Source organism: Microbacterium sp. T2.11-28 (assembly GCF_950097975.1).
In the GTDB taxonomy this organism is placed as follows: Bacteria; Actinomycetota; Actinomycetes; order Actinomycetales; family Microbacteriaceae; genus Microbacterium.
In genome coordinates, this window is record NZ_CATNHF010000033.1 from 66,244 (window position 1) to 80,250 (window position 14,007).

8 protein-coding genes are annotated in these 14,007 nt (G+C 71.8%); 5 read left to right on the forward strand and 3 right to left on the reverse strand.

Translation table 11 applies throughout. From position 1 onward, the window contains the following. Positions 1–20: 20 nt before the first annotated feature. The 3 genes from QQZ13_RS16255 to QQZ13_RS16265 form a co-directional block, all read right to left on the reverse strand. A complete protein-coding gene (locus QQZ13_RS16255) occupies positions 21–1,064 on the reverse strand; it encodes a LacI family DNA-binding transcriptional regulator (RefSeq protein ID WP_284530649.1) in 1,044 nt (347 codons plus the stop codon). Positions 1,065–1,112: 48 nt separating this feature from the next. After that, a complete protein-coding gene (locus QQZ13_RS16260; protein ID WP_284530650.1) occupies positions 1,113–4,604 on the reverse strand; it encodes a DUF4038 domain-containing protein in 3,492 nt (1,163 codons plus the stop codon). A gap of 339 nt (positions 4,605–4,943) precedes the next feature. Then, complete coding sequence (locus QQZ13_RS16265) at positions 4,944–7,754, reverse strand: lamin tail domain-containing protein (RefSeq protein WP_284530651.1); 2,811 nt, start codon at positions 7,752–7,754, stop codon at positions 4,944–4,946. Between the two features lie 239 nt (positions 7,755–7,993). On the opposite strand from QQZ13_RS16265, the gene QQZ13_RS16270 reads away from it, so the two are divergent. From QQZ13_RS16270 to QQZ13_RS16290, 5 genes are all read left to right on the forward strand, one after another. Then, on the forward strand, positions 7,994–8,617 hold the full coding sequence (locus QQZ13_RS16270; protein WP_284530652.1) for a metalloregulator ArsR/SmtB family transcription factor: 624 nt from the start codon (positions 7,994–7,996) through the stop codon (positions 8,615–8,617). A 99-nt stretch (positions 8,618–8,716) separates the two neighbouring features. Further along, entirely contained in the window at positions 8,717–10,162 is a 1,446-nt protein-coding gene (locus tag QQZ13_RS16275) for a cytochrome ubiquinol oxidase subunit I (RefSeq protein WP_284530653.1), read from the forward strand. 9 nt (positions 10,163–10,171) lie between these two features. Beyond that, positions 10,172–11,203 (forward strand): cytochrome d ubiquinol oxidase subunit II, encoded by a 1,032-nt coding sequence (cydB, locus tag QQZ13_RS16280; RefSeq protein WP_284530654.1) that lies wholly within the window; start codon positions 10,172–10,174, stop codon positions 11,201–11,203. 70 nt (positions 11,204–11,273) lie between these two features. Further along, positions 11,274–13,076, forward strand: coding sequence for a thiol reductant ABC exporter subunit CydD (gene cydD, locus QQZ13_RS16285; protein WP_284530656.1), 1,803 nt, complete (start codon positions 11,274–11,276; stop codon positions 13,074–13,076). Then, a partial coding sequence (locus QQZ13_RS16290) for an ABC transporter transmembrane domain-containing protein (RefSeq protein ID WP_284530658.1) occupies positions 13,073–14,007 on the forward strand: 935 nt, incomplete at its 3' end. The genes cydD and QQZ13_RS16290, both read left to right, overlap by 4 nt.

Below are 14,007 nucleotides of genomic sequence, written 5' to 3' on the forward strand. Positions count from 1 at the left end.
TGTCAACGTCGGGGTTCCGGTCAGACCGCGAGGGCGTGGGTCCGCGGGGCCGACGTGGTCGAGCGGACCGATAGCGTCGGCTCGAACGAGACGTGCTGGAGCTCTTCCGAGCCGGCCGCCAGGGCGAAGACGATCCGGGCTGCGGCGAGCCCCATCTCGAACTGCGGCTGCCGCACGGTCGTCAGCGGGACCGGCGCGAGCTGCGCGTCGTCGATGTCGTCGTAGCCCACCACCGAGAAATCCCCCGGCACGGTGAAGCCGCGCTGCGCGAGTCGCGCGCAGACGGCGAGCGCGATCACGTCGTTCGCGCACAGGATGGCGGTCGGCAGCGGATCGAGGGCCAGGAGGGCATCCGCGGCGGCCATACGCGTCGCGGGCGTGCTGCCGAGTGCGTCGACGCGACGGAGTTCGTCGACGCCGAGGCCGGTCTGCTCGGACCACGCCGCCCGGGCGCCCTCGAAGCGGCGTGCGATCTGGACGTCGCCGGCAGGACCGCCGACGAGCACGATCCGTCGGTGGCCGAGACCGACGAGGTGCGACATCGCATCGTAGCCGCCCTGACGGTCGTCGACGCTCACGGTGGACATCGTGGGATTGAGGTCGGGGGTGCCGAGCACGACGAGCGCCGCACCGCTCGAGGCCAGGAGACGGAGATGCGACTCGGTCGCCGTCATGCCGGTGACGACGGCGCCGAGGACCCGCATCTCGGACAGGCTGCGGGCGTAGTGGTCCTCGCGATCGGGATCTCCGAGCGTGTTGCACGTCACGACGACGTGGCCCGCCTCGATCGCGACATCCTCGATCCCACGGGCGACCTCGATGAAGAACGGGTTGGTCGTGTCGGGGATGATGAAGCCGATCGCGTGGCTGCGGGCGCCCCGCATCACCCGCGCACCGCTGTTGGGGATGAAGCCCAGTTCGGCGACGGCGGCGTCGATCGCACTCGCGGAGCGCGCGGAGACGCCCTTGGTGCCGTTGAGGTAGTTGGAGATCGTGCCGAGCGACACGTTCGCCAGGCGCGCGACATCGCGGATGGTCGCCTTCTGCGCCCGCTCATCGACCACGGAGCCATCCTTCGCGCCACACTGAGCGGACTCTCCGCCCGCCCCACGCTAGCCCGTGGAGGTGAACGCGTTCAACTCCGATCCGTAGACGGAGAACTCCGTGCTCGAGGCCCAGTTCGGCCACACCGCCTTCGCTCCGGTCACCGTGAGCCTCACATACCGCGCCTCGCCGCTGACGGGGTGCGACACCGCGGTGCGCTCCGCCGTGTTCGCCGTCTCATCCACGAGGGTCTCCCAGGTCGACCCGTCCGTCGACCCGTCGATCGTGTACTTCCACTCGTCGGCGTTGTTGAAGGTCTGCTCCACCGAGGCGAGGAGGACGGGGCGCCCCAGATCCACGATGATCCACTGCGGGAACTCCGGTCCGGACGCCACCCACACCGTGCCGGGGTCGCCGTCCGTCGCCCCGGATGCCGGGTTGTTCGCCGTCGAGGCGGTCACCGGCCGGCGGAGCGACAGGAGCTCGACGCCCGTCTCCGCCTGCCCGGTGATCACGACATCGGTCCATCCCGACACCGTCGACCCGTCCAGGGCGGTCGCGGTGACCCGCACGGTGCCGTTCCCCCGAGCCGTCAGAACGCCGCTCGCCGAGATCGTCGCGTCCGAGGTCTGCGCCCCCGACACGTCCGTCACGCTCCACGAGACCGCGCTCGCGCTGGCGTCGACGGGCTGGACCACCGCGGTCATCGCGAGGGTACCGCCCGGGCTGCTGATCACGGTCTCGCCGCCCTCGCCGACCACGGCGAGCGACTCCACGAGCGTCGAGTCCGAGGCGTACACCTCGATCTCGGTGATCCGCGCGACCTTCTCGGCATCCGAGTCCTGACGGACGTTGCCCTCGGTGGTCCAGACACGGAGCCGATCGGTCGTCACCGGCGCGAACACGTGCGCACGATGGTCGAAGGTGTTGCCCGACACCGTGGCGATGTCGACCCACGCGCCGCCGTCCCAGTACTGGAGCGTGTAGCCCTTCTGCTCGTAGTACTTCTTCGTGAAGACGTCCACGCGGGTGAAGGTGCGCTCCGTGCCGAAGTCCAGCTCGACCCACGCCGGGAACTCCACCGCCGCCCATCCCGACCACGACTCGGTGCTGCTGTTGCCGTCGTTCACCGCCGCAGCCGAGTAGAAGCTGCTCTCGACGGACGACGCGGATGCCGTCGCCGACCGCGCGAGGTTCTCGCCCTTGTCGAACACCGTCCGCACGACGTACGTGCGCGAGCGCTCGCCATCCTGCGACGTCACCCTGACCCGCATCCCCTCGCCGATGGCGCCGCCGGTCACCTCGGTCCCGCCGTCGGCGGACCAGACGGTCACGATCGCGTTCGTGCTGGGGCTGAGGCGGGACAGGAACGCGCCACGCTCGACGCCCGCCGTCACGTTCCGGATGGCCGGCTCCGACTCGTCGATGAGGTAGGCCGTGGAGCGGAGCGTGGCGTAGGCCCCCGGCTTCGCGAGAGCGGTCACGGCGACGCTGCGCGCGCTGCTCGGCGACGCCAGCACTGCCAGCCGGCTGAGCCCGCTGAGGGTCAGGCGGACGAACCGCGCCGTCCCCGAGACCCGCTCGTGCTGACGCGTGCCGTACACGGCGGCGCCCGTCCGATCGGCGAGCACGAACCAGTCCTCGCCGTCGACCGACCCCTCGAGGAGGTATTGGTTGCGCAGGAGCGGGGACGGGAACGCGAGCCGGATCTTCGACAGCTCGTAGGGGGCACCGAGGTCGACGGTCTGCCCCTTCGGGATCGATCCGCCGAAGCGCGTGACGGTCTTCCCCGCCGAGACGTCGGCGAGGGCGATCGGAGCCGGCGCGCCGGACACGGCGCTGTCCCCGGTGCGGGTCACGAGCAGCACCCAGTCCGCCTCGGAGGGCTTCTCGGGGACGGTCCAGGCGCCCGCGGCCGGAACCACCGCGCCGAGGTCCTGGCGCACCCCGGTCCGCGGATCGAACCATGTCGCGGTGTAGGCCGCATCCGCGAGGTCCGTCAGGCGTCCCCGAGACGACGTTCCCGCGGAGAAGTACACCGTGACGGTGCTCGCCGCGTCGTCGGCGCGGACGACAGGCTCGGTCACGCCCGCGTCGAACGTGCCCGACCACGTCGCGATCCCCGGACGGTAGGTCATCGTCGACAGTGGGATCGAACGGTAGAAGTCGATCAGGTGCGTCATCTGGTCGGCGCCGACGAAGCCGAGCGCGTCGTCCCAGTTGCGGTGGCCGTAGCCGTAGTCGTCGGCCGTGTCGGCGTCGTCGCGGGCGGCGTTCCAGATGCCGTGCGCGCCGTAGCCGTACCCGAAGCCGCCGGCCTGGATCGAGCGGTACGCGGTCTGGCGCACGATCGTGTCGGTCGCGTACCCGTCGTAGATCTGCTCGTAGTTGGCCTCGGACTCCAGGAGCGGGATGCCGTACTGGTCGGCGTAGAAGTCGTAGTCCTCCGCCGGGACGGACTTCCGGTGGCCGCCCTGGAGCATCTCGAAGTCGAACCAGCCCTCGCCCTCGTAGAAGTGGGGCAGACCGAGCGTCGCCTTCTCGGTGAGCGCCGGCGAGTGCGCCGTCTGCGGCTGGTCGTACGCGTCGGCCTCGTGGATCGCCTGGGCGACCGACCGCCACCCGTCGATCCGCGCCTCCCGCGTGCCGACGTCGTACCCGGCGCCCTCACCAGAGGTCATCCACACCATCGGATAGGCGCCATAGCGGGCGACGACGTACTGCGCGAGGCGCTGGAGTCCTACCTCGAAGTCGTCGACGTTGGCGTGGAAGCCGACGCCGAACGCGTTCACGAGGCCGCTTTGCGCGATGTAGGCCATCTTGCGGTCGAGTTCCTCGCGGAAGTACTGCGGGTCGATCTGCGCACCCTTGGCTCCCGCGCTCCAGTAGCGCGCGTCGTCGCCGAAAATGACGCTCTGATAGACGGTGAACTTCTGATCGCGGCGCGTGTCGACCATCGTGCGGAACTGCGAGTCGTAGCCGCCGACCGGCCCCCACGCCTCCTTGCGGTCGAAGAACCAGTGGGTGTCCCCCAGCCAGAAGAAGGGGCTGCCGTCGGCGTACTCGAGGCTCCGCGCCCCGGCCGTGAGGAAGCCGCGCTGGTAGATCTCGCGGTCGCCCGCGTAGGCGACGGCCCGGATCTTTCCGGCCGAGAACAGGTCCGTGTTGCGGGCGTCGCTGCTCTCGATCACGTATGTCCAGTCGCCCACCGCTGTGGGCGCGAAGCGCACCTTCCAGGTCGACCCGCCGTCCCAGAACGCCGGCCGGGTGACGACCGCCCCGCCGGGGCCGATGAAGGTCGCCGTGACCTCGACGTCGAGGAACGGGTTCGCATAGGTCCGGGTGCTCCGGAGCGTGAGCTCGGTCACCGTCCACCGCTCGACGACCTTCGTCGGGCCGGAAGAGGTCGCGGGGACTGTCTCGATCGCCGGGGCGGGGACGCTGCGCGCCGGGGCGGACCCGCCGACGGCCGCCGCCGGGGTCGCTGCCCCCGCCGCTCCGAGGACGATGAGCGTCGCGACGGCGACCGTCGCGAGGGTGGGCCGAAGTGAACGTCGCATGATTCTCTCTCGCCGTTGAGATGGAGTCGAGCAAAAGTGAACCGGTTCACTTTGGTGATGATGGTAAGCGGATCGGCGCCCCGCGTCAATGCCCGATCGATTCGGCGCCGCCGCGGCACCCGTGGTATCCGCGGCACCTGCAGCACCCGCGAGTGCAGGCGAACACACCGGGACAGGACGTTCGCGCGGGAATCGTCCTTCCGCTGCGTGTTCTCCTGCACCGGCGCGGGATGCCGGGTCGGGGAACGCCCTCCCGAGCGGGGATCTCCTCCGCTCTGCACACGGGGACGCACGAGGGCCGCGCACCACATGCGGTGCGCCGCCCTCGTGGCTCAGGGATCAGGCGGTCGCGCGACGCGCGCGGCGCAGGAGCGCCAGGCCGACGATGAGCGCGAGCACTCCGCCGACGACCGACAGCGCGGACCCGCCGGCGTCCCCGCCGGTGACGGCGAGACCCTCGTCCGTCACGGCGAGCTCGGTCCAGGCGAGGATCGCGCCGTCCGCGTCGGTGATCACCAGGCGATGGTCGCCGGCCGGCACGGAGCTCGGGATCCGCACCGTGATCGCGCCGTCCGCACCCACCACTGCCGCGCCGAGGTCGGTCGGCTCGGAGAACAGCCAGACGTGCACCGTGGCGCCGGCCAGCGCGGGGTCGAGCTGCACGCGGATCGTGCCGCCCGGGCGCACCTGCGACGGCGCCTCGATCGTGCCGCGGTTCTCGTCGGTCAGGTCGGCCTCGTCGGGCGCGGTCGGTGTCGGGGCGAGGGTGGGCGTGGCGGTCGCGGTCGGCGTCGGCGTCGCGGTCGGCGTCGGCGTCGCGGTCGGCGTCGGCGTCGGCGTCGGCGTCGGCGTCGGCTCGGCGTCCGTCGTGCACGGCAGCGTTCCGCCCCGCAGCGAGAAGCCGTCGGTGTCGGCGTCGTCGGCGTAGAACGTCTGCGCCGACCCGCCCACGCACGACGACCCGATCGCGAAGCCCTCGTTCGCCACGTTCGCCATCCCCGCGGGACGGGCGTAGACGTTCGTCGGCACGAAGGCGCCGCTGCCGTCGATCTCGTACGTGGCGGTGCGTCCCTCGCACGCCTCGTCGCAGACGACCCACAGCACGCCGCGGTCGAACTGCACATCGGCGACGAGCGCGAACGGCGTCTCGATCGCGGCGACGCGGGCGAAGGAGCCGTCGGCGCTGAGCGCGTAGGCGTACACGGCAGCGGTCCCCTCGACGCCGACGAAGAAGAGCCCGTTCCCGTGCCCGGCGTACGTCGCCGGATCGTACGCCGCGCCGGTGCGCTGATCGACGAACCCCTCCGACACGAGCCGGCTGTCGGGGATCCACGTGATGCCCTCCAGTCCGGCGTTCGCGCCGAGGCCCGGGAAGTCGGAGGCCAGGTTCCACTCGGCCGCGGCCACCAGCTCCGATCCGGTGGAGACGTCGTCGAACCGGAGCACGGCGGGACGGCTGACCGAGCTCTGGTCGTTGTCGCGCTCGCTCGAGACATAGACGCTGTCGCCGACGACCGTCACGCCTTCGGCGTCGACCGTGCCGGCACCGCCGGGGTAGCGGAGCTTCTTCCCGTCCGCCCAGCCCGCCGCGGGAAGCCACTTCTGGCTGGCCTCCTGCAGGCGGTAGAGCAGGCCGTTGCCGTTCTCGACAGCCCAGAGCGCGTCGCCGGCCGCGTCGAGGCCGCTGAGGTCGCCCGAGAAGGTGCCGTCGTCGTCGAGCGCGCGCACGTCCGCACCGCCCGGCCAGGCCGTCACGACGACCTCGCCCTCGCACTGGTTCGCCTCGCCCTTCGTGGCTCCGGCGGTCTCGGCGAACACCCCGGTGGCATCGGGGCACCGGCCCCAGGTGGTCCCGGCGTGCGCCGTCCACGAGGTCGCGTCCCGCACGGTGGAGCCGTCGACGTCGAAGAGGCTCACGGCATCGGCCGAGCCGAGCCCGAACCCGAAGTCCGCCTCTTCGAGCACGAGGCGGCCCTTCGCCGCGATCTCCGTCCCCGCCGGCACGGTGTAGCGGTGGCCGGTCGTGTCGGAGTCGGTCACGACGAGACCGCCGATGTCGATCACCGCGTCGCTCAGGTTGACGAGTTCGATCCAGTCGCCGGGCGTGCCGCCGCTGGACTCGACCTCGTTGATCTTCACGGGCAGCGCGCAGTCGTTCGGCGCGCCCTTGGTCGTGACCGTCGTCTCGCGCATCTCGCCGGTGCCGTCGGGGCAGCGTCCGTAGCTCGTCGCGGCGTGCACGGTCCAGGCGAACGAGGCGACCGGGCTCACACCGTCGGGGGCGAAGAGCCGCACCATGTCGGCACCGCCGAGCCCGAAGTCGAACCCGGGCGAATGGGCGGTCAGCTGGTCGACGAGGAGGAGGCCGTGCGCGGGCACGACCGATCCCGCGGGGAGGTCGTAGCGCTTGGCATCGTCGTTGTCGCGCAGGATGTACCCGCCGAGGTCGACGTCGGCGTCGCTCGTGTTGGCGAACTCGACCCAGTCCGTGTCATCGCCGTTGGACTCGACCTCGTTGACCACGATCACGCCGGCGGCTGGGTCGTCGGTCGGGGTGGCGGTGGGCGTCGGGAGGGGCGCGCAGTCGTTGGCGGCGCCGCGCGTCGACGCGGCGGTCGTGACGAACTCCCCGGTGCCGTCGGGGCAGCGCCCGTAGGTCGTCGTCGCGTGCTGCGTCCACGTGTGGGAGTCCACGAGCGTCGCACCGTCGGCCAGGTACAGCCGCGCCGCGTCGGCCATGCCCAGACCGAACGTGAGCTCCGGCTCGGTGAAGACGAAGAACTCCCCCGGGGCGAGCTCGGTGCCGGCGGGCACGGCATCGGTGCGCGTGTCGTCGTCGTCCTTGACGATCCAGCCCGAGACGTCCACGGGGGCGGACGAGGTGTTGAGCAGCTCGATCCAGTCGGTGGTGTCCCCGTTGGACTCGATCTCGTTGATGACGACCCCGGAGTCGGCGGCGACGGCGGGCAGCGCCGCCAGCGGCGCGACCAGCAGTCCGGCGCCGAGGGCGACGGCGAGCGCGCCGGAGATCCGGGCTCGGACGGCATCCGCGGCGCCGGACGGGCGGTGGCGCAGGCCGATGGCGCGCAGAAGTGTGGCGCGCAGGGGTGTGGCGCGCAGGGATGTGGCGCGCAGGGATGTGGAAGGCATCTCACTCCAGGGTTCGGTCGGGTGCGGGACGGCGCCCACGGCGCCGCGCGGCGACGGTGCGGCGTGGTGCGACGGCACGCTCGCGATCGTCGCGTCCCCCGGCGAACACTCGGCGAACAGGGGGCGAACGCGAGCGGTCCGCCCGCCGTCATCCGCTCGAACCCGCCTTCCGGGGGACCGGAGAAAAGCGACGGCGAAACCTCTTCCCTTCCGCGGATTCACCGTGAATAATGAGTGGTATGACCACAGGGCGCCCCATCGGCTACAGCGCGATCTCCAGCTACTCCCGCGTCGAGCTGCTGCACCTCATCCAGGAGCGGCCGCAGCGCACGATCTCCGAGCTCGTGGATGCCACGGGCCTGCATCCCAACACCGTGCGCGAGCACCTGCAGCGCCTGATCGACGACGGATACGTCGTCGCGCTGCCCGAACTGCGCACCACCCGCGGCCGCCCGCGCGTGCTCTACAGCGTCGCCGACGGCGCCCACGCCTCCAGCCCCGTGCAGAAGCGCAAGGTGAAGGCGGCCGCCGAGCGCGGCGACCTCATGCGCCGGGTGCTGCCGGGGGCCCCGCCCGAGCTCGACACCGAGGCGCTGCACCAGGTGGACGCCCTCATCGACGACCTCATCGACGCCGGCTTCGACCCGCTGGTGGACGAGCGCGACCTCACCGTCGACCTCACCCCGTGCGCACAGGCGGAGGCGCAGGCCGCCCACCGAGAGGTGCTCTGCAGCGTCCACCTGGGGCTCATGCAGAGCGTGCTCAGCGAAGCCGGCGGACCGCTGTCGGTCGACGGGATGCGCTCGTCGTGCGACCCGCGGCAGTGCGTCGTGCAGCTCATCCACGCCTCCGCCGCGGGCTGATCGCGGGTCCTCTCTTTTTCACGGCGCCCGGGGTCACCGCCTGAAAGTGACCTGTGTACCTTCAGTCATCAGGAAGACCCCGGCACGGGAGGGACTCGCATGGACTTTCTGGATCCGCTGCTGCTTGCTCGGTGGCAGTTCGGCCTCACGACGCTGTACCACTTCATCTTCGTCCCGCTGACGCTGGGCATGTCGCTGTTCGTGGCGATCTTCCAGACCGCGTGGTTCCGGACGGCGAACGTGAAGTGGCTGCACCTGACGCGGTTCTTCGGGAAGATCTTCCTGATCAACTTCGCGATGGGCATCGTCACCGGCATCGTGCAGGAGTTCCAGTTCGGCATGAACTGGTCCTCCTACAGCCGTTTCGTCGGCGACGTGTTCGGCGCACCGCTGGCCTTCGAGGGCCTCATGGCGTTCTTCTTCGAGGCGACGTTCATCGGCCTGTGGATCTTCGGCTGGAACCGCCTCCCCCGCGGCATCCACCTCGCCACCATCTGGATCACGGTGTTCGGCACCTGGCTGTCGGCCTACTTCATCCTCGCGGCGAACGCCTTCATGCAGAACCCGGTGGGATACCGGATGTCCGCCGAGGGGCACCGCGCCGAGATGGCGGACTTCCTCGCCGTGCTCACCAACCCCGTCGCCCTCACGCAGTTCCCGCACACGATCCTCTCGGCGCTGATGTTCTCCGCCGGGGTCATGGTGGCCGCCGCGGCGTGGCACCTGTCGCGCCATCAGCACGACGAGATGATGCGCCCCGCCCTGAAGCTCGGGCTGTGGGCCGTGGTCGTCTCCTTCGCGGGCGTCGTGCTGTCGGGCGACCAGCTGGGCCTCGTGATGGTCGAGACGCAGCCCATGAAGATGGCGGCTGCCGAGGCGATGTTCAACTCCGCGTGCGGTGCGGACGCCTCGTTCTCGCTCTTCTCGATCGGCACCCCCGACGGCACCGGGGAGATCTGGTCGCTGCGCGTGCCGTACCTGCTGGCGTTCCTGTCCACGCACGACATCAACGGCTGCGTCGAGGGGATCAACGATCTGAACCTCCTCTACACGAACGAGCTGTTCCCGCAGTTCGCCGACCAGGTCGACGGCAACTTCGCCCCGATCCTGTGGGTCACGTACTGGTCGTTCCGCTGGATGATGGGCTTCGGCGGCATCGCCGCCCTGATCGCGGTCGCCGGGCTGTGGGTCACGCGGCGCAAGGCCACGCGACCGGTCGCCCCCTGGATGTGGCGGATCGCCGTCTGGCAGGCGCCGCTGGCGCTGCTCGGCATCCTCGTCGGCTGGATCTTCACCGAGATGGGCCGCCAGCCGTGGATCGTGTTCGGGCTGATGCTCACCGAGGACGGCGTCTCGCCGAGCGTCCCGGGGTGGAGCGTGCTCGTCTCGCTGATCGCCTTCACGCTGATCTACCTCATCCTCGCCGTCGTGGAGTTCGGCCTGATCGTCAAGACGGTCAAGGCCGGGCCCGACCCCCTGCCCGGACCCGACGACCCGCAGCCCTCGGAGCTGTCGGTCGAAGAGACGCCCACGACGGTCTACTAGGAGCACGCCATGGATCTCGCCTACCTCTGGTTCTTCATCGTCGGAGTGCTCTTCGTCGGCTACTTCGTGCTCGACGGATTCGACTTCGGCGTCGGCATGTCCCTTCCGTTCCTCGGCAAGGACGAGGTCTCCCGCCGCCAGGTGATCAACACGATCGGCCCGGTGTGGGACCTCAACGAGACGTGGGTCATCGTCGCGGGGGCGTGCCTGTTCGCCGCCTTCCCCGAGTGGTACGCCACGCTGTTCAGCGGCTTCTATCTCGCGCTGCTGCTCATCCTGCTGGCCCTCATCGCCCGCGGCGTGTCGTTCGAGTACCGGCACCAGCGCGACGATCCGGCGTGGAAGCGCCGCTTCGACTGGATGATCACGATCGGGTCCGCCGTCCCGGCGCTGCTGTGGGGCGTGGCCGTCGGCAACATCGTGCAGGGCGTGCCTCTGGACGCGGACCACGAGTTCACCGGATCCCTGCTGACGCTCCTGAACCCCTACGGGCTCTGGGTCGGGGCGACCACCCTCCTGCTCTTCTTCCTGCACGGCGTGTACTTCGTCGGCCTGAAGACCGACGGACGCGTGCACCACGACGCACAGGCGCTCGGCAAGAAGCTGGCCATCCCCACCGTCCTCTTCGCCGCCGGCACCGTCGTGTGGACCACCGTCATCGCCGCCGGGCGGGACGCCCCGCTCCTGTGGGCCGTCGTCGCCTGCGGCGCGGTCGCCGCCGTGGCGCTGCTCGTCTCGGTCTACTTCAACTGGGTGGACCGCGACGGCCGGGCCTTCGCCGCCGGCGCCGTGACGATCGTCTTCGCGGTGCTCACGCTCTGGCTCGCGCTGTTCCCGTTCGTCATGCCGTCGTCCACCGACGTCGACAACAGCCTGACGATCTCCAACGCGTCCAGCACGGAGCTCACGCTCCAGATCATGAGCTGGGCGGCGCTCATCTTCCTGCCGATGGTCCTGCTCTACCAGGGCTGGACCTACTGGATCTTCCGCAAGCGCGTCACCCGGGCCGTCATCGAGAAGGCCGACGCGACGGCGCACTGACCGGCACGCGCCCGCTCCGCCCCGTGGGGGCCGAGCGGACGCGTCGTCCCGGGTAAGGCAGGATCGAAGCATGGCACCGACGGACGACGCCCCCGCACGCACGCGGACCCGGCCCGTCGACCCCCGCCTGCTGCGCTACGCGTCGGCGTCCCGCGGCTTCTTCGTCGTGATCGCGGTGCTCGGCCTGGCGCAGACCCTCGTCGTGGTCGGGTTCGCCTGGCTGCTCACGCGCGCGATCACGCAGGCGATCGACGGCGTCCCCCTCGCCGGGCCGCTGGGCGAGACGCTCGGCTGGCTCGCCGCGATCATCGCCGTCCGCGCGGTGCTGCTGTGGGCGCGCGACACGGTGTCGGCGCGCGCGGCCGCCCGCGTGCAGGGCCAGCTGCGCGCGCACCTGGTCGCCGCCGTCGGTGCGCTCGGCCCCGGGTGGCTCGCCGCGCAGAACAGCGCGCGGCTCGCCGTGACGGCGGGCCGCGGGCTCGAGGCGCTCGACGCCTACTTCTCGCGCTACCTGCCGCAGCTCGTGCAGACCGCCATCGCGACGCCCATCATCCTGGCGGTCATGTGGTGGCAGGACTGGATCTCGGGGCTGACCGTCCTGCTCACCCTTCCCCTCATCCCGCTGTTCATGGTCCTGATCGGCCTCGCGACCCGCGCCGTCCAGCAGCGGCAGTGGCAGACGCTCGGCCGGCTCGCGGCGCGGTTCGCCGACACCGTGCGCGGACTGTCGACCCTCAAGGTGTTCGGACGCCAGCACCGGGCGGTCGCCTCGATCGGCACCGTCACCGACACCTACCGCCGCGAGACGATGCGGGTGCTGCGCGTCTCGTTCCTGTCGGGGTTCGCGCTGGAGCTGCTGGCGTCGATCGCCGTCGCGATCGTCGCGGTCTCGATCGGCTTCCGCCTGATGGACGGATCGATGCTGCTGGTGGTCGGCCTGTTCGTCCTGCTGCTCGCGCCCGAGGCCTACCTGCCGCTGCGCCAGGTCGGCGTGCAGTTCCACGCCGCGGCCGAGGGGGTGGCGGCCACCGACGACGTGTTCGCCGTGCTCGACGCGGCGCGCGCGGCCGACGCGGCCCGCGCAGGCGCAGGCGAGGGCGCTCCCGCGCAGCTCGACGGGGACGCGGCCTCGCACCGCGCACCGTCCGCACAGCACCTCTCCGCACAGCACCTCTCCGCACAGGACCTCTCAGCGCAGGACCTCTCCGCACAGGACCTCTCAGCGCAGGACCTCTCGGGGCGGGGCCTCACGGTGCGGGACCTGTCGGTCCGCGGCCTCCCCGCGGTCTCCTTCACCGCCCTCCCGGGCACGGTCACCCTGATCGAGGGTCCGAGCGGTGCGGGGAAGTCGAGCGTCCTGGCGGCGCTGCGCGGCGCGGCGCCGTACTCCGGCCAGATCGCCGTCGGCGGCACGGATGCGGCGCGGCTGCACCCCTCTGCGTGGCTCGCGTGGGCCGGCCAGCAGCCGGGGCTCATCGCCGGCACGGTCGCCGACAACGTGACCCTGGGCGATCCCGCCGGCGAGCGCGCGCCCGAGCTGATCGCGCGCGCGCTCGAGCTGGCAGGCGCGGGCGGCATCCCCGCCGACCTCGTCCTGGGCGTGCAGGGCGCGGGGCTCTCCGGCGGACAGGCGCAGCGGGTCGCGGTCGCCCGCGCGTTCCACCGGCACCTGCGGGGGCTGGCCCCCGTCATCGCCCTCGACGAGCCCAGCGCGGCCCTCGACGCCGACACCGAGGCCGCGCTCTGGCACGCGGTCCGGCGCCTCGCCGACGCGGGCGCCGCGGTGCTCCTCGTCTCGCACCGCACGAGCGCCCGGGCGATCGCCGACCAGATCGTGACGCTCGCGCCCGCAGCCGCGGAGGTCACGGCATGACGAGCGCGGCCGAGATCCTCCGCGGCGCGATGCCGTCCGCCCGCCGCTTCTGGCCGGGGGCCGCGTCCGGCTTCGCGTCGGAGGCGTCCGCGGTCGCGCTGCTCGCCGTCAGCTCGTGGCTGATCGTGCGGGCCAGCGAGCAGCCGCTGCTCATGTACCTCTCGGCGGCGGTGGTCGGGGTGCGCCTGTTCGCCCTCACCCGCGCCGCGTTCCGCTACACCGAGCGCCTGGCCAGCCACGACGCGGCCCTGCGCCAGCTGGCCACGACCCGCACCGACCTCGTCCGGCGGATCGTGCCGCTGGCCCCCGACGGGCTCGGACGCACCGGCCGCGGATCGGTCCTGGGCGCCCTCGTCGACGACGTCGACGAGCTCCAGAACCTTCCGCTGCGGGTCGTGCTGCCGCTCGTGTCGTCGACGGCGGTCGCCCTCGGCGCGGTCGTCCTCGTCGGCGTGATCTGGTGGCCGGCCGCCCTCGTGCTGCTCGCGTGCCTGGCGGTCGCCGCGGTCGCCGCGATCGCGTGGGGCTGGGCGAGCGGCTCACGGGCCGAGCGGACCATCGCCCCGCTGCGCGCCGAGCTCGCCGACGCGGTGCTCGATCACCTGGGGAGCCTCGACGTCCTGATCGCCTACGGGGCCGAGGGATCGAGCCGCGCGCGCATCTCGGCCGCCGACGCGCGCCTGCGCCGCGCGGTGGCCCGACGCGCCGCCGCGCAGGCCGGCACGGCGGCGGTGGTCTCCCTCCTGGCCGGCGCGGCCTCGCTGCTGGCGGTCGTCGTCGCGGCGCCCTCGGTGGCGGACGGCGCCCTGCCCGGCCCGTCGTTCGCGGTGGCGGTGCTGGTCCCCCTCGCCGTCTTCGAGGTGTTCGCCGCCGTGCCCCTCGCCGCCGCGACGTGGCGGCAGGTCCGCGCGGCCGCGGCGCGCATCGCGAC

What these genes read in the sequence shown, in the direction of transcription:
- QQZ13_RS16270 (WP_284530652.1), top strand. Translation starts at nt 7,994, where the DNA reads ATGACCACAGGGCGCCCCATCGGCTACAGCGCGATCTCCAGCTACTCC.
- QQZ13_RS16275 (WP_284530653.1), top strand. Translation starts at nt 8,717, where the DNA reads ATGGACTTTCTGGATCCGCTGCTGCTTGCTCGGTGGCAGTTCGGCCTC.
- cydD (WP_284530656.1), top strand. Translation starts at nt 11,274, where the DNA reads ATGGCACCGACGGACGACGCCCCCGCACGCACGCGGACCCGGCCCGTC.
- cydB (WP_284530654.1), top strand. Translation starts at nt 10,172, where the DNA reads ATGGATCTCGCCTACCTCTGGTTCTTCATCGTCGGAGTGCTCTTCGTC.
- QQZ13_RS16260 (WP_284530650.1), bottom strand. Translation starts at nt 4,604, where the DNA reads ATGCGACGTTCACTTCGGCCCACCCTCGCGACGGTCGCCGTCGCGACG.
- QQZ13_RS16265 (WP_284530651.1), bottom strand. Translation starts at nt 7,754, where the DNA reads ATGCCTTCCACATCCCTGCGCGCCACATCCCTGCGCGCCACACCCCTG.